Consider the following 14,503-nt stretch of genomic DNA (forward strand, 5'->3'; position numbering starts at 1 on the left):
GTTACTCCACGCTCGCAGGGGCGGCGATTTGCTGCTCGATGACCTGCTTCTCTACTTCATCGGCCGGCTTGACCTCCGGCTTGACCCACCAGGTGGTGGTGCCGATGTCATAGGTGGGCGTGATTTTCGGATGGCCGATGTGGTTCCAGTAGGCCACGCGCCAGGTCTTGATGTGCCAGTTCGGGATCACGTAGTAGCCCCATTGCAAGACCCGGTCCAGCGCACGGGCGTGGGCCACCAGGCTCTTGCGCGAATCGGCGTTGATCAGTTGTTCCACCAACTGGTCCACGGCCGGATCTTTCAGGCCCATGGTGTTGCGGCTGCCGGGCTTGTCGGCGGCGGCGGACATCCAGAACTCGCGTTGTTCGTTACCCGGCGAACTGGATTGCGGGAAGCTGCCCACCACCAGGTCGAAGTCCCGGGAACGCACGCGGTTGATGTACTGGGACACGTCCACGCGGCGGATCACCAGGTCGATGCCCAGGTCGCTCAGGTTGCGCTTGAACGGCAGCAGCACCCGTTCGAACTCGGTCTGGGCCAGCAGGAACTCCAGCACCACCGGTTTGCCCTGGGCATCGACCATCTTGTCGTCGACGATGCGCCAGCCGGCCTCTTGCAGCAATTGGTAGGCCTTGCGCTGCTGGTCGCGGATCATGCCGCTGCCGTCGCACATCGATGGCTGGAAGGCGTCAGTGAAGACCTGTTCGGGAATCTTGCCGCGCAGGGGCTCGAGGATCTTCAACTCGTCTTCGCCGGGCAGGCCGGTGGCGGCCATTTCCGAATTCTCGAAATAGCTGCGGGTGCGGGCGTAGGCGCCGTTGAACAGTTGCTTGTTGGTCCACTCGAAGTCCAGCAGCAGGCTCAAGGCCTTGCGCACCCGTATGTCCTGGAAGATCGGCCGGCGCAGGTTGTAGACAAAGCCTTGCATGCCGGTGGGGTTGCCGTTGGGGATCTGCTCCTTGATCAACCGGCCTTCGGTCACGGCCGGGATGTTGTAGGCATTGGCCCAGTTCTTGGCGGTCATCTCCAGCCAGAAATCGAACTGACCGGCTTTCAGGGCCTCGACCGCGACGGTGTTGTCGCGGTAGTAGTCGGTAGTCAGTACGTCGAAATTATAGAAGCCGCGATTGACCGGCAGGTCCTTGCCCCAGTAATCCTTCACCCGCTCATAACGGATCGAGCGTCCGGCCTTCACTTCGGCGACCTTGTAGGGACCGCTGCCGAGGGGGATCTCCAGGTTGCCCTTGCTGAAGTCGCGCTCGGCCCACCAGTGTTTCGGCAATACCGGCAGTTGGCCGAGGATCAACGGCAGCTCACGATTGTTAGTATGCTTGAACTTGAACAAAACCTTGAGCGGGTCTTCGGCGATGACGTCGGCGACGTCGCTGTAATAACCACGAAACATCGGCGCGCCGTCCTTGGTCAGGGTCTGGAAGCTGAAGACCACGTCCTCGGCGCGCACCGGATGACCATCGTTGAAACGGGCTTCGGGACGCAGGTAGAAACGTACCCAGCCATTGTCCGGGGCTTTCTCGATTTTTTCGGCGATCAGGCCATATTCGGTGAACGGTTCGTCCAGGCCCTGCTTGGCCAGGGTGTCGTAGATCAGGCCGATGTCGTCGGCCGGTACACCTTTGCTGATGAACGGGTTGAGGCTGTCGAAGCCGCCAAAACCGCCCTGGCGGAAGATCCCGCCTTTGGGCGCGTCCGGGTTGACGTAGTCGAAATGCTGAAAGTTCGCCGGATACTTCGGCGGCTCGTTGTACAAGGTCACGGCATGCTGCGGCGCGGCACAAGCCAGCCCGGCGAATAACAGGCTGCTGGCCTGCAGGAGCAGGGCACGTAGAGGCTTCATTGATCTTTCTCCGAAGATTTCAGCCACCATGCGCTCAGGCCCAGGGTGTAGGGCGGCGTGGTGACGAAGGCGAACCGGTTGCGGTACGCCAGGCGATGATAATTGAGATACCAGTTGGGAATGCAGTAATGCTGCCACAGCAGCACGCGATCCAGGGCCTTGCCGGCGGCGACCTGTTCGTCGCGGGTCTGGGCGGCGAGCAGCTTTTCCAGCAGATGATCGACCACAGGGTTGGCGATCCCGGCGTAGTTCTTGCTGCCCTTGACCCCGACCTGGCTGGAGTGGAAGTACTGCCATTGCTCGAGGCCCGGGCTGAGGGTCTGGTTCAAGGTCAGCAGGATCATGTCGAAGTCGAACTGGTCCAGGCGCTGCTTGTACTGGGCGCGGTCCACCGTGCGCAGCCGGGCCTGGATGCCGATGCTGGCGAGGTTCTCGACGTAGGGTTGCAGGATGCGCTCCAGGTTCGGGTTCACCAGCAGGATTTCGAAGCTCAGGGGCTGGCTGTCGGCGTTCAGCAGGCGTTGGCCGTTGAGGCTCCAACCGGCTTCCTTCAATAACCCCAGGGCTTTGCGCAGGGTTTCCCGGGGGATGCCGCGACCGTCGGTCTTGGGCAAGCTGAAGGGGTCGGTGAGCAGTTTGGGCGGCAATTGTTCCCGGTATGGCTTGAGCAGCAGCCATTCATGGCCCACCGGCAGGCCGGTGGCGGAAAACTCGCTGTTGGGGTAATAACTGAGGGTGCGCTTGTAGGCGCCGCTGAACAGGGTGCGGTTGGTCCACTCGAAATCGAACATCAGCCCCAGGGCTTCACGTACCTTGACCTCGGCAAACGTGCCGCGTCGGGTGTTCATGAACAGGCCCTGGGTCTGGGTCGGGATCTGGTGGGGAATCTGCGCCTTGATCACGTCGCCGCGCTTGATCGCCGGAAAGTCATAGCCGTTGGCCCAGTTCTTGGCCTGGTGTTCGATGTAGATGTCGAACTCACCGGCCTTGAAGGCTTCGAAGGCAACTTCGCTGTCACGATAGAACTCCACGTCCATGCGGTCGTAGTTGTACTTGCCACGATTGACCGGCAGGTCCTTGCCCCAGTAATCCTTGACCCGTTCGAACACCAGTTGGCGGCCTGGTTGCACTTTGGTGATGCGATACGGCCCGCTGCCCAGGGGCGGTTCGAAGGTCGTTGCCTTGAAATCGCGGCCTTTCCAGTAATGCTGGGGCAACACCGGCAGTTCACCCAGGCGCAGGATCAGCAGCGGATTGCCCGCGCGCTTGAAGACAAAGCGGATTCTCAGTGGATTGAGAATGTCGACACGCAGCACTTCCTGCAGGTTGGTGCGGTATTGCGGGTGACCGTCCTTGAGCAGCGTCCTGTAGGAGAACGCCACGTCATAGGCGGTGATGGGCACGCCATCGTGAAACCGCGCTTCGGGGCGCAGGTTGAACACCACCCAACTGCGGTCTTCGCTGTATTCCACCGACTGGGCGATCAGGCCGTAGCTCGACGTCGGTTCATCACCGGACGGCGCGTACTGGCCGGTGCCGACCATCAGTGGTTCGTTCAGCTCATTGATGCCGTATTGCAGGAAATTGGGTGTGGAAACCGGGCTGCTGCCCTTGAACGTGTAGGGGTTGAGCGTATCGAAGGTGCCGAATGCCATGACTCGCAAGACACCGCCCTTGGGCGCTTGCGGGTTGACCCAGTCGAAGTGGGTGAATCTGGCCGGGTACTTGAGCGTGCCGAACTGCGCATAGCCATGGCTTTCGCTGATGGCTGCGCTGGCGGGAGAGCTCAAGGCCAGGCTGATCAGGAGCAAGAGGAGGGGACGTATCAAGTCTGAGATCCGATCCAGGCGGCTTGGGCTTTTATGGCCTGTACAGTAACAGCTTGTATCGACAGGAAAAAGGCGGGGTTTAGAGGGGATGCCAGTCAGCTAAGCGGATACCTGTGGGAGCAAGGCTTGCCCGCGATGAACGATATCGCGGTTCAACTGTTAAACCGCGGTGTGGCCATCGCGGGCAAGCCTTGCTCCCACAGGCCTTGCCCCCCACAGATGAGTTCCCTCACCACACAAAGCTCCCCGGTCACCTCAGTGCGGGGAGTAGACCGTCAGCATCTGTCCAGGCTTGAGTGCCTTGCCCATCCGCGGGTTCCAGCGCTTGAGGTGCTGCATTTCCACGTTGAAGCGCTTGGCGACGACGTACAGCGAATCACCTTGCTTGACCTTGTATTGGGTCTGCTTCTTCTGGTCCTTGCTATTGGCGGCCACCACGGTACTGATGCGCTTGCCGGTGGTCTTGCTGGCCTTGGCGTCCTGCATCACCAGGGTCTGGCCGACCTTGAGCTTGTTGCCGCTGAGTTTGTTCCAGCGTTGCAAGTCTTTGGTCTGGACGTTGTTGGCCTTGGCGATCTGGGCGAGGTTTTCGCCGCGCTTGACACGGTAGGTTCGCCGGGCGCCTTCCACGTCGCTGTCGTCGGCTGTCTCGAACACCGGCTTGAGCGAGCGCTGGCTGATCAGCTCTTCGGGGCGCATGGTCGACAGGCTGGCGGTCAGCAACTGGGCCTTGGACGTGGGCACCAGCAGGTGCTGGGGGCCGTCGATGGTGGTGCGCTGCTTGAAGGCCGGGTTGAGCTGGAACAGCTCGTCTTCGTCGATGTTGGCCACCGCCGCGACCTTGGACAGGTCCATGCGCTGGTTGATCTCGACGACCTGGAAATAGGGTTCGTTGGCGATCGGGTTGAGGTTCACGCCATAGGCATCGGGCGAGAGCACCACCTGGGACAGCGCCAGCAACTTCGGCACATAGGCCTGGGTTTCGCTGGGCAGCGGCAGGTTCCAGTAGTCGGTGGGCAGGCCAAGCTTCTCGTTGCGCTCGATGGCGCGGCTGACCGTACCCTCGCCGGCGTTGTAGGCGGCCAGCGCCAGCAACCAGTCGCCGTTGAACATGTCGTGCAGGCGCGTCAGGTAGTCCAGGGCGGCCGTGGTGGAGGCGGTGATATCGCGACGCCCGTCATAGAAGCGGGTCTGGCGCAGGTTGAAGTAACGCCCCGTGGACGGGATGAATTGCCACAGGCCCACTGCGTTGGCCCGGGAATAGGCCATGGGGTTGTAGGCACTCTCGATCACCGGCAGCAACGCTAGCTCCAGCGGCATGTTGCGCTCTTCGAGGCGTTCGACGATGTAATGGATGTACAGGCTGCCACGCTCACCGGCGTTTTCCATGAAGGAAGGGTTGCTGGCGAACCACAGGCGCTGTTGCTCGATACGTGGATTGACGCCGGCCGTTTCCTGCAGCTGGAAACCTTGGCGCATGCGCTCCCAGACGTCCTGGGGTACTTGAGGGCTGGGTTTCTCACTGAGCCATACCGGCTTCTGTTTGGCGCGAGCGGCGATATTCGGCGTGTGCGCCGCGTCGGTCTGCGGCAGCTGGCTCGTGCTCTGGCAGCCCGCCAATGTGGCGGACACGGCCACCGCAATGGCTTGAGCCAAGCGGGTCAATGTGTCTGACTGGACGGACCTGCGTATAGATGACGACATTGGCTGGAAGTAAGTTCCGGGCAAAAATGTCGGCCGATTCTAGGAAGCGCACCCCAACAGGTCAACCTTTCAGAATTTTTGTATCAATCGATAGCTGCCTTAGAACGTATCTTTCCAAGCCCTCAAGGCCGCAAAAACCTCACTCGGCGTCTGGTTTCGCTGGCCGTTCCGTTCGTCTGCTTTTTGTTTAACAGATGTTTCAGTCGTGCGCAGGAACGGGTTGGTGAGTTTTTCCAGGGCCAGGGTCGAGGGTAGCGTCATGATGCCTTCGCTGCGTTGCTGGCTGACTTTTTCCAGGCGGGCGGCGACGTCCGGGTTGCCGGGCTCCACGGCGGCGGCGAACTTCAGGTTGCTGAGGGTATATTCATGGGTGCAGTAGACCAGCGTATCTTCAGGCAGGGCGGCGAGGCGACTGAGCGAATGGTGCATTTGCGCAGGCGTGCCTTCGAAGAGCCGGCCGCAACCGGCGGCGAACAGGGTGTCGCCACAGAACAGCAGGCCGTGATGGTAGTAGGCGATGTGCCCCAGGGTATGGCCAGGCACGGCATAGACATCGAAGTCCCAGCCGAGCACGCTGACCGTGTCGTTGTCATGCAGGGCCTTGTCCCGCGCCGGGATGTTTTCGCTGGCCGGACCGTAAACGGTGGCGTTCGTCGCATTCTTCAGCGCCTGGACGCCGCCGACATGATCATGGTGATGATGGGTGATCAGGATGTCGCTCAGGACCCAGCCCGGATGGGTCTCGAGCCAGGCCTGCACCGGCGCGGCGTCACCCGGGTCGACCACGGCGCAGCGCTGGGTGGCGTGGTCCTGTAACAACCAGATGTAGTTATCGGTGAATGCGGGCAGGGCACTGATCTGTATCATCGTGGAATTCGCCAAGCGGAAAACAAAGGCGCATCTTAGAACTTCCTGACGCGTTGGAGAATGCAATGACCGATGAAGCGTTCGCTCAGGCTGATCCTGACTGGCTGGCGTTGATCAGCGCCGCCCGTGAATGGCTGTCCGGCCCTGTCGGGCAATTTTTGCTGGAAGAAGAAAGGCACATGCTCGAAGACGAGTTGGGCCGGTTCTTCGGCGGCTACCTGGTGCACTACGGGCCTTCGGCGCAAACGCCGCCGTCGGCACCGCAAGTCCAGCGCAACGTGCGCCTGGGAGCGCCGTTGCCCGGGGTGGAAATCGTCTGCGAAGAGCAGGCCTGGCCGTTGAGCGAGCATGCCGCCGACGTGGTGGTCATGCAGCACGGCCTGGATTTCTGCCTGTCGCCCCACGGTCTGTTGCGTGAAGCCGCCAGCAGCGTGCGCCCTGGCGGGCACCTGTTGATCATCGGCATCAATCCCTGGAGCGCTTGGGGCTTGCGTCATGTGTTTGCCCACGACGCCTTGCGCCAGGCCCGCTGCATCTCGGCGTCGAGGGTCGGCGACTGGCTGAACCTGCTGGGTTTTGCGCTGGAGAAACGCCGCTTCGGGTGCTATCGTCCGCCGCTTGCGTCGCCCAAGTGGCAGGCGCGCCTGGCCGGCTGGGAACGCAAGGCCGGTGACTGGCAGCTGTCCGGCGGCGGTTTCTACCTGTTGGTGGCACGCAAGATCGCGGTCGGGCTGCGCCCGGTGCGCCAGGCGCGACGCGAGCCGATGGGCAAGCTGATTCCCTTGCCAATGGCCAAGGTCAATCGTCGCCATATCGAGCCGTAACCTTTTTCGATGGTTCTTGCCGGCATTGGGCTGCGGGTGTTGTCGGGCCCGATCGGCGGGCCTTTGCATTTTTTTGGATAGATTGGCATGAGCGATAGCGTAGAACTCTTCACTGATGGCGCCTGCAAGGGCAACCCCGGTCCAGGCGGCTGGGGCGCGTTGCTGGTGTGCAAGGGCGTGGAGAAGGAACTCTGGGGCGGCGAAACCAATACCACCAACAATCGCATGGAGCTGATGGGCGCCATCCGTGGCCTGGAAGAGCTCAAGCGGCCTTGCGATGTGTTGCTGGTGACCGACTCGCAGTACGTCATGAAGGGCATCAACGAGTGGATGGCGAACTGGAAGAAACGTGGCTGGAAGACGGCGGCGAAGGAACCGGTGAAAAACGCCGACCTCTGGAAGCTGCTGGATGAACAGGTCAGCCGCCACAACGTCACCTGGAAATGGGTGCGCGGCCACATCGGCCACCACGGCAACGAACGGGCCGACCAGTTGGCCAATCGTGGGGTCGATGAGGTTCGGGGCTACAAGCAGGCCTGATTCAGCCGGATGTACCCTCCTGTGACGAGGCGCTTGTGTGGGAGCAAAGCTTGCTCGCGACACAGGCGCCCCGGTTTTCCTGAAAGACCGCGTGATCTTCATCGCGAGCAAGCTTTGCTCCCACAGTGTTTGCTTTCGCTCATCACTTGCTTCCACCAGCCTGGCTCCCAGGTAAATCCCCTTGCCACAAGAGCGTGTTAAGATCCGCGCTTTTGCAAGACTGCCCGCTGAGAGCTGAACACTGATGGCCAACAGATCTGTAGTACTGGATACCGAAACCACCGGCATGCCGGTGACCGATGGTCACCGGATTATTGAAATCGGTTGTGTCGAGCTGATCGGCCGGCGCCTGACCGGTCGCCATTTCCACGTTTACCTGCAACCGGATCGCGAAAGTGACGAGGGCGCCATCGGCGTGCACGGCATCACCAACGAATTTCTGGTGGGCAAGCCGCGTTTCGCCGAAGTGGCCGATGAGTTCTTCGAATTCATCCAGGGCGCGCAGTTGATCATCCACAACGCGGCGTTCGACGTCGGGTTCATCAACAACGAATTCGCCCTGATGGGCCAGCACGACCGGGCTGACATTACCCAGCATTGCACCATCCTCGATACCCTGATGATGGCCCGGGAACGTCACCCTGGGCAGCGCAACAGCCTCGACGCCCTGTGCAAGCGCTACGGCGTCGACAACTCCGGTCGTGAACTGCACGGCGCCTTGCTCGACTCCGAGATCCTGGCCGACGTCTACCTGACCATGACCGGCGGCCAGACCAGCCTGTCCCTGGCCGGTAACGCCTCGGACGGCAACGGTACCGGTGAAGGCTCTGGCAACCAGGCCACGGAAATCCGGCGTTTGCCCGCTGACCGCCAGCCATCGCGGATTATCCGCGCCAGCGAAAGCGACCTGGCCGAACATGCCGCGCGTCTGGAAGCCATCGCCAAGTCCGCAGGTGCTCCGGCATTGTGGACGCAGTTGGCCGAGTCGCAGGCTACGGCGAACTGACCCCTTGTGGGAGCGGGCTTGCTCGCGAAAGCGGTGAGTCAGTTTGCATCGATGCCAAAGGTGCCGCCGTATTCGCGAGCAAGCCCGCTCCCACAAAGACTGTCACTCTCTTTCGTTTCATTTCTCGCCACAATCGCCACGACCTTCTAACCTGAGGTAACGGGCAGGCTACGGATCCCGCTTGATGTGTGAAGATTTGAAAGGCAAGGGCAATGGATGGCACCACGCCGTTGGTTGTCTCAAGGAATGAGGACCTTCCCCAGTATGCAACCGGTCATGAATCCCAAACACCCCGGGTTGTCGGTGCGCATCGTCGATGACGGCTTTGCCGCCTATATCTGGGGCAGCGACTTCAGCTTCGAAGTCAGCGACTACGCGACGGCGCAGATCGGCCGGCCCGTCAACCAATGGGCGGTGACGCCCATTGTTCCCTATCGCAAGTGCTATGGCATCGATCCCGAGGAATTCAGCAGCTTCCGCAATGCCCCGGACAGCGAGATCTTCATGGCTTATCTCGACGACCAGCCCGTGGGGCATCTGGTGGTCAGTACCAACTGGAACGGCTATGCCCACATCGACGAGTTGGCGGTGCATGCGCCGGCCCGTCGCCACGGGGTGGCCAAGGCGTTGCTCGATGTCGCCCAGTTCTGGAGTCGCAAGAAAAAACTGCCGGGCATCATGCTCGAGACCCAGAACAACAATCTGGGTGCCTGCCGGCTCTATGAGCGTTGCGGCTACGTGCTCGGCGGTATCGATCACCTGCGCTATCGCGGCATTGACCGGCATACCGACGAAGTGGCGTTGTTCTGGTACCGGCTGTTCGATGATCCGCTGGGCATGTCGATCAGTGGCTCAGCAACGCCTCGGCTTGTTCCGTAACCCGTTCCAGCAGCGATTGGACGGCGGGTGAGGGCTGCGTGCCGTTCAGGCTCAGGGCATAGAGACCGATCGCAATGGCGGGCGATACCGGGCAGACGTCCAGGCCACTGCCCTTGGCGCCCGAGGCCGTGAACGGGTCGACGATGGCAAGGCCTTCGCCGGCCTCGACCATGGCACGCATCATCTGATGGGTCTGGACGCGGATCTGGATCATTGGCGCCGGACGCAGCGCCGCCAGTTTATGCTCGAAGGCAGGGCTCAGCGGGTCATGGCCATCCAGGCCTACCAACGGCTGGCCCGCCAGGTCCTGGAGCGAAATGTATTTCTGTCGTGGTTGCAGCCAGCCGTGAGGTGCCAGCAATTGCAGTTTGCCCTGGGCGATCATCTGGCAATGAATGTCGGGGTGTTCGGGGTCGTGCAAGCTCAGGCCCAGGTCGCTTTCACGCAACAGCAGGCTGTGGACGATGTCGCGGGTCGGTTGGCTGAGCAGGGTGCACGGCGCATCCGGATGGCGGCGACGCATGGCGGCAATGCTCTGGGGCAACAACTGCTGGGCCAGCGGCGGGGTGCAGATAATGCGCAAGGGTGGCGCCTGATAGTGTTTCAGGCTGCTGGCCAGGCGCTGCACCGGTTCGAGGGTGTCGTACACCCGCGTGATGCCGTCGCGCAGTTCGAGGGTTTCCCGGGTGGCCTGCAGGCGCCCGCGCACGCTGGCAAACAGCATGAAGCCCAGCTGGGCCTCGGCATCGCGCAGGATCGCCTCGACCTCCGCCACCGGCAGTTGCAGCCACTCGGCCGCCGTGCCGAGGTGACCGGTCTGCAGCAGCGCCTGGATCACTTCGATGTGGCGTAAACGCATGCAAGAAGTCCATGTTCGGCGGGTGAGCCATTGAGTGGCTGAATCCTAACCCAAGTCCGGGCACGACTTCTGCTCATAACTGCCGGTTATGAAGCTATTTGCGTTTCAGTGGGTGTTTGCACCTGCAGTGGCGTTTCCGGTTCGCGCGTCAATTCGATTTGAGATTGCACCAGCATAAATTTGCCGTCTTCGAGTTTATTGACTCGATCACCGATGGCCAGCTTATAAGTGGTGACAGGCTCCTTGCCGTTTCCGTCGGGCGACGGGGTCGATTCCTGAAACTCATGCACTGAGTAGACGCGACCTTCGGCGTCCCGCGCATGAAATTGTCCGACAAGTACTGCTGCCATTGCTTAGAACCTCTGGAAATAAATCACTCGATTTGCGGTTCTGTAGACCTTGGTCAAGCGCGGTAAGTTTTCCTACATGAAAAAAATAGTCCAGCCGACAGGTTTTCGTCGCTCCGCTGGTCCAATTGTCACCCCGATCATCTATAACTACAGGCTCCTTTGAGCCGATAGTCGAGAAGCCTCTCATGAGTAATGTCTACACAGTGGCCGTTTTAGTGGGCAGCCTGCGCAAGGCATCGATCAACCGTAAGGTCGCGCTGGCACTGGCTGACCTGGCGCCAGCCAACCTCAAGCTGAACATCGTCGAGATCGGCGAGTTGCCGCTCTACAACGAAGACATCGATGTTTCCCCTCCGGCAGCCTACAGCACTTTCCGTCAGCAGGTGGGCGCGGCCGACGCTTTGTTGTTCGTCACGCCTGAGTACAACCGCTCGGTACCTGCGCCGCTGAAAAACGCCATCGACGTCGGCTCGCGTCCCTACGGCCAGAGTTGCCTGAGTGGCAAGCCGGGCGCGGTGATCAGTGCTTCGCCGGGCGCCATCGGTGGTTTTGGTGCCAACCATCATTTGCGCCAGTCGCTGGTATTCCTTGATGTTCCCTGCATGCAGCAGCCGGAAGCCTACCTGAGCGGTGCCGGGACGGCGTTTGACGAGGCGGGCAACCTGTCGGAGTCGGTACGGCCCTTCCTGCAGACGTTCATCAATGCCTACGGCAAGTGGGTCGAGCAACACAAGAAGGCTTGATGCTCCTCTGGACTTAAGGCAAGGCACCTTTGTGGTGAAGTGACTTTCTGTGGGAGCAAGGCCTTGCTCCCACAGGCCTCGCGCCCACAGTGGGATACATTCCCTCATCGCGGATGCATCGACAATCCAATCCCCGCTTTACTGGATATTCGAATTTCCATATATTCGCCCTTCGCTCATCCAGGCCTTCCTTCGCCATGTCTGATTCCCACAACCCTGTCCATGTCTTCAAGGCGCTGGCCGATGACACCCGTACGCGCATTGCGCTGCTGGTGGCCCGTGAAGGCGAGTTGTGTGTCTGTGAGCTCACCGCCGCGCTGAGCCTGAGCCAGCCGAAGATTTCCCGGCACCTGGCGCAGTTGCGTAACGCCGGCCTGCTCAGCGACCGGCGCCAGGGGCAATGGGTTTACTACCGTCTGCATCCGCAGTTGCCGGCCTGGGTCAGCACTTTGCTGGCGCAGGCGTTGGCGGCCAACACGGCGTGGCTGATGGCGGATGTCGAGCGTTTGGGTGCCATGGCTGATCGTCCGGTGGCGCGTTGCTGCTGATTTCCTCTTTTCTATCCTTCTTCCAAGGCTGTTGCGCATGCTGATCGCGTCATTGATTTTCCTGCTGACCATTACGTTGGTGATCTGGCAGCCCAAGGGGCTTGGCGTCGGCTGGAGCGCGACGCTCGGCGCGCTGCTGGCGTTGTTGAGCGGGGTGGTGCAGGTCGGCGACATTGCGCTGGTCTGGCAGATCATCTGGAACGCCACCGGTACGTTTGTCGCGCTGATCATCATCAGCCTGCTGCTGGACGAGGCCGGCTTCTTCGCCTGGGCGGCCTTGTACGTGGCCCGTTGGGGAAAGGGCAGCGGGCGCAAGCTGTTTGCGTTCATGGTGCTGCTGGGCGCGCTGGTGTCGGCCCTGTTTGCCAATGACGGAGCGGCGTTGATCCTGACGCCCATCGTGATTTCGATGCTGCTGGCGTTGCGGTTTTCCCCGGCGGCGACCCTGGCATTCGTGATGGGTGCCGGCTTCATTGCCGACAGCGCGAGCCTGCCGCTGGTGGTGTCGAACCTGGTGAACATCGTCTCGGCGGACTTCTTCGGCATTGGCTTCAACCGCTACGCGGCGGTCATGGTGCCGGTGAACCTGGTCAGTGTCGCGGCCAGCCTGGCGATCTTGCTGTGGTTCTTTAGTCGCGACATCCCGCGCGACTACGACCCCGCTCAACTGGATGATCCGGCGACGGCGATCCACGACAAGGCAACGTTTTATGCCGGCTGGGTGGTGCTGGTGATCCTGCTGCTGGGCTGCTTTGCGCTGGAGCCGCTGGGGATTCCCATCAGCGCGATTTCCGCGGTCTGTGCTGCGTTGCTGCTGGCTGTCGCGGCCCGCGGCCACAAGATTTCCACCCGCAAGGTGATGAAGGAAGCGCCCTGGCAGATCGTGATTTTCTCCCTCGGCATGTACCTGGTGGTCTATGGCCTGCGCAACGCCGGGTTGACCGGCTACCTGGCCCATTGGCTCGACGGCTTCGCCGAATATGGCGTGTGGGGTGCGGCCATGGGCACCGGCGTGCTGACGGCGTTGCTCTCGTCGGCCATGAACAATTTGCCGACGGTGCTGGTCGGCGCCTTGTCCGTCGATGCCAGCCAGGCCACCGGGGTGGTGAAGGAGGCGATGATCTACGCCAACGTCATCGGCAGCGACCTGGGCCCGAAAATCACCCCGATCGGCAGCCTGGCGACTTTGCTGTGGCTGCATGTGCTGGAGCGCAAGAACATCCAGATCGGCTGGGGGTACTACTTCAAGGTCGGGATCGTACTGACAGTGCCGGTGTTGCTGGTGACATTGGCAGCGCTGGCGGTGCGGTTGTCACTCTAGACCGAGTTGGCTTCATCGCGAGCAAGCTCGCTCCCACATTGGAATGCATTCTCCTCTATGAATGTGCTCCCCTGTGGGAGCGAGCTTGCTCGCGATGAGGCCCTGGCAGACACTCCAAAACTCAGCTGTTTTGGCCCGGCACATCCGGCCAAAGATCGGCCACCAGGAATAGCCGCTCTGCTTCTTCCCACTCCCCCTCGGCATTTTCAGTCAGGCGCACCATCAGTTGCGCTGGCGCCATCGGGTCAAGGTCCAGTCGCCAGGCGTCCAGTTGCGCGGTGCTCCAGGTCTGCTCCGCCGGATAATGCGCCGGGGCCAACCAGGCGGCGCGGGGCAGGGGTTGCCAGCGCCCAGGTGGGCGCTGGGCGACGAATGCAGGCCAATCCCGCTGATGCAGCCAACTGCCCCGCAAATGCCGGGGATGCGCACCGGTCGGCGGGTCGGCGTGGCCCGGCCAGGGGTAGAGTAGGTAGCCGCCGAGCCAGAGCTCGGAGCGGAACACCTCGAGGCCGGTCGGCTCAATGCCCAATGCTGCCAAGGCCTCGCGGCTTTCCGGGCGGGCTGAGATGGGGAGTTGGTGCTCGCGCAAATGCGCCAGTTTACGGTCGAGTCGGTCATGGCAGCCCGGCCCGAGCCACTGCGCGGTGTCCCGGCCATCCCCTTGCTGCGGGCCGAGGTACAACTTGATCGCCAACTCCAGATGATGGATGCCGTCACGATCGCGCAGCAGCAGGTCCAGTTCGCCCAGCGTATGGCCTTCGTGGCGGATCGGCAGGTTCGCGGCAATCAGTTCGATGCCAGGCGCGTGCTGCACGGCAAACTGCCACAGCCTTTCGTAATACAGGCCCAGGCGTCGCGTCCGTCCCAGGGACAGGCAGTGCAGCAGCGGGTAGCTGTCGCGGTCCAGTTGTCGCAGCCAGTGCTCCAGCTGATCAGGCGCCTGCACCCAGTCGCTGCCGGCCAGGGGGTGGCGCTGGGGCCAGGGCGTGTCGATGAGCATCGGCGGGGCGATGATCGCCCACGCGAGGTCGCGCACTTCGGGATGGCGAAGGCGGCGGGGCAAGTCCAGCAATTCAGGGAACAGGATCATTTTGCGAGCATAGCTGCTGCGACGAAGGCTTAAAGGATTTTGTCTATGGAGCGCTTTCGCCCATAATCGTGGTTTTCGCCCGTCGCAG

14 protein-coding genes are annotated in these 14,503 nt (G+C 61.6%); 7 read left to right on the forward strand and 7 right to left on the reverse strand.

Annotated features, from left to right (window positions below; all coding sequences use genetic code 11):
- Window position 1: 1 nt before the first annotated feature.
- The 4 genes from AB4O22_RS08955 to gloB all read right to left on the reverse strand — a co-directional run bounded on the left by AB4O22_RS08955 (window position 2) and on the right by gloB (window position 6,255).
- Window positions 2-1,855 (reverse strand): extracellular solute-binding protein, encoded by a 1,854-nt coding sequence (locus tag AB4O22_RS08955; RefSeq protein WP_053162863.1) that lies wholly within the window; start codon window positions 1,853-1,855, stop codon window positions 2-4.
- Window positions 1,852-3,684 (reverse strand): extracellular solute-binding protein, encoded by a 1,833-nt coding sequence (locus AB4O22_RS08960; RefSeq protein ID WP_460096147.1) that lies wholly within the window; start codon window positions 3,682-3,684, stop codon window positions 1,852-1,854. The genes AB4O22_RS08955 and AB4O22_RS08960 overlap by 4 nt, the downstream gene beginning before the upstream one ends.
- Before the next feature lie 255 nt (window positions 3,685-3,939).
- Window positions 3,940-5,388, reverse strand: a complete 1,449-nt coding sequence (locus AB4O22_RS08965; RefSeq protein ID WP_223470573.1) for a transglycosylase SLT domain-containing protein — start codon at window positions 5,386-5,388, stop codon at window positions 3,940-3,942.
- A 99-nt stretch (window positions 5,389-5,487) separates the two neighbouring features.
- Window positions 5,488-6,255 (reverse strand): hydroxyacylglutathione hydrolase, encoded by a 768-nt coding sequence (gene gloB, locus AB4O22_RS08970; RefSeq protein WP_460096149.1) that lies wholly within the window; start codon window positions 6,253-6,255, stop codon window positions 5,488-5,490.
- Between the two features lie 65 nt (window positions 6,256-6,320).
- Here gloB and AB4O22_RS08975 point away from each other — a divergent pair, with 65 nt between their 5' ends.
- The 4 genes from AB4O22_RS08975 to AB4O22_RS08990 all read left to right on the forward strand — a co-directional run bounded on the left by AB4O22_RS08975 (window position 6,321) and on the right by AB4O22_RS08990 (window position 9,504).
- Entirely contained in the window at window positions 6,321-7,079 is a 759-nt protein-coding gene (locus AB4O22_RS08975) for a class I SAM-dependent methyltransferase (RefSeq protein WP_003202728.1), read from the forward strand.
- Between the two features lie 87 nt (window positions 7,080-7,166).
- A complete protein-coding gene (gene rnhA, locus AB4O22_RS08980) occupies window positions 7,167-7,619 on the forward strand; it encodes a ribonuclease HI (protein ID WP_223470579.1) in 453 nt (150 codons plus the stop codon).
- A gap of 244 nt (window positions 7,620-7,863) precedes the next feature.
- Window positions 7,864-8,625, forward strand: a complete 762-nt coding sequence (gene dnaQ / locus AB4O22_RS08985; RefSeq protein WP_013693564.1) for a DNA polymerase III subunit epsilon — start codon at window positions 7,864-7,866, stop codon at window positions 8,623-8,625.
- A 264-nt stretch (window positions 8,626-8,889) separates the two neighbouring features.
- Window positions 8,890-9,504, forward strand: a complete 615-nt coding sequence (locus AB4O22_RS08990; protein WP_223470580.1) for a GNAT family N-acetyltransferase — start codon at window positions 8,890-8,892, stop codon at window positions 9,502-9,504.
- Here AB4O22_RS08990 and AB4O22_RS08995 read toward each other — a convergent pair.
- Together AB4O22_RS08995 and AB4O22_RS09000 are read right to left on the reverse strand one after the other, a co-directional pair.
- The gene (locus AB4O22_RS08995; protein ID WP_426385494.1) at window positions 9,470-10,363 is read right to left on the reverse strand and encodes a LysR family transcriptional regulator; all 894 of its coding nucleotides are present in this window, start codon (window positions 10,361-10,363) and stop codon (window positions 9,470-9,472) included. The genes AB4O22_RS08990 and AB4O22_RS08995 overlap by 35 nt on opposite strands.
- Window positions 10,364-10,449: 86 nt before the next feature.
- Window positions 10,450-10,713, reverse strand: coding sequence for a hypothetical protein (locus tag AB4O22_RS09000; protein ID WP_223470584.1), 264 nt, complete (start codon window positions 10,711-10,713; stop codon window positions 10,450-10,452).
- A gap of 185 nt (window positions 10,714-10,898) precedes the next feature.
- On the opposite strand from AB4O22_RS09000, the gene AB4O22_RS09005 reads away from it, so the two are divergent.
- The 3 genes from AB4O22_RS09005 to AB4O22_RS09015 all read left to right on the forward strand — a co-directional run bounded on the left by AB4O22_RS09005 (window position 10,899) and on the right by AB4O22_RS09015 (window position 13,325).
- Window positions 10,899-11,456 (forward strand): NADPH-dependent FMN reductase, encoded by a 558-nt coding sequence (locus AB4O22_RS09005; RefSeq protein WP_003202716.1) that lies wholly within the window; start codon window positions 10,899-10,901, stop codon window positions 11,454-11,456.
- Between the two features lie 197 nt (window positions 11,457-11,653).
- Entirely contained in the window at window positions 11,654-12,004 is a 351-nt protein-coding gene (locus AB4O22_RS09010; RefSeq protein ID WP_223470586.1) for a metalloregulator ArsR/SmtB family transcription factor, read from the forward strand.
- A gap of 37 nt (window positions 12,005-12,041) precedes the next feature.
- Entirely contained in the window at window positions 12,042-13,325 is a 1,284-nt protein-coding gene (locus tag AB4O22_RS09015; protein ID WP_460105656.1) for an arsenic transporter, read from the forward strand.
- Window positions 13,326-13,446: 121 nt separating this feature from the next.
- Here the strand turns inward: AB4O22_RS09015 and AB4O22_RS09020 are convergent, their stop codons facing one another.
- Window positions 13,447-14,415, reverse strand: a complete 969-nt coding sequence (locus tag AB4O22_RS09020; RefSeq protein WP_003202712.1) for a DUF1853 family protein — start codon at window positions 14,413-14,415, stop codon at window positions 13,447-13,449.
- Window positions 14,416-14,503 lie beyond the last annotated feature (88 nt).

The sequence above is a fragment of the Pseudomonas sp. S3_B11 genome (assembly GCF_054667715.1).

Bases quoted from the DNA above. Each gene is read 5' to 3' on its own strand.
- AB4O22_RS08955 (WP_053162863.1), bottom strand. From the start codon at position 1,855: ATGAAGCCTCTACGTGCCCTGCTCCTGCAGGCCAGCAGCCTGTTATTC.
- AB4O22_RS08965 (WP_223470573.1), bottom strand. From the start codon at position 5,388: ATGTCGTCATCTATACGCAGGTCCGTCCAGTCAGACACATTGACCCGC.
- gloB (WP_460096149.1), bottom strand. From the start codon at position 6,255: ATGATACAGATCAGTGCCCTGCCCGCATTCACCGATAACTACATCTGG.
- AB4O22_RS08975 (WP_003202728.1), top strand. From the start codon at position 6,321: ATGACCGATGAAGCGTTCGCTCAGGCTGATCCTGACTGGCTGGCGTTG.
- rnhA (WP_223470579.1), top strand. From the start codon at position 7,167: ATGAGCGATAGCGTAGAACTCTTCACTGATGGCGCCTGCAAGGGCAAC.
- dnaQ (WP_013693564.1), top strand. From the start codon at position 7,864: ATGGCCAACAGATCTGTAGTACTGGATACCGAAACCACCGGCATGCCG.
- AB4O22_RS08990 (WP_223470580.1), top strand. From the start codon at position 8,890: ATGCAACCGGTCATGAATCCCAAACACCCCGGGTTGTCGGTGCGCATC.
- AB4O22_RS08995 (WP_426385494.1), bottom strand. From the start codon at position 10,363: ATGCGTTTACGCCACATCGAAGTGATCCAGGCGCTGCTGCAGACCGGT.
- AB4O22_RS09000 (WP_223470584.1), bottom strand. From the start codon at position 10,713: ATGGCAGCAGTACTTGTCGGACAATTTCATGCGCGGGACGCCGAAGGT.
- AB4O22_RS09005 (WP_003202716.1), top strand. From the start codon at position 10,899: ATGAGTAATGTCTACACAGTGGCCGTTTTAGTGGGCAGCCTGCGCAAG.
- AB4O22_RS09010 (WP_223470586.1), top strand. From the start codon at position 11,654: ATGTCTGATTCCCACAACCCTGTCCATGTCTTCAAGGCGCTGGCCGAT.
- AB4O22_RS09015 (WP_460105656.1), top strand. From the start codon at position 12,042: ATGCTGATCGCGTCATTGATTTTCCTGCTGACCATTACGTTGGTGATC.
- AB4O22_RS09020 (WP_003202712.1), bottom strand. From the start codon at position 14,415: ATGATCCTGTTCCCTGAATTGCTGGACTTGCCCCGCCGCCTTCGCCAT.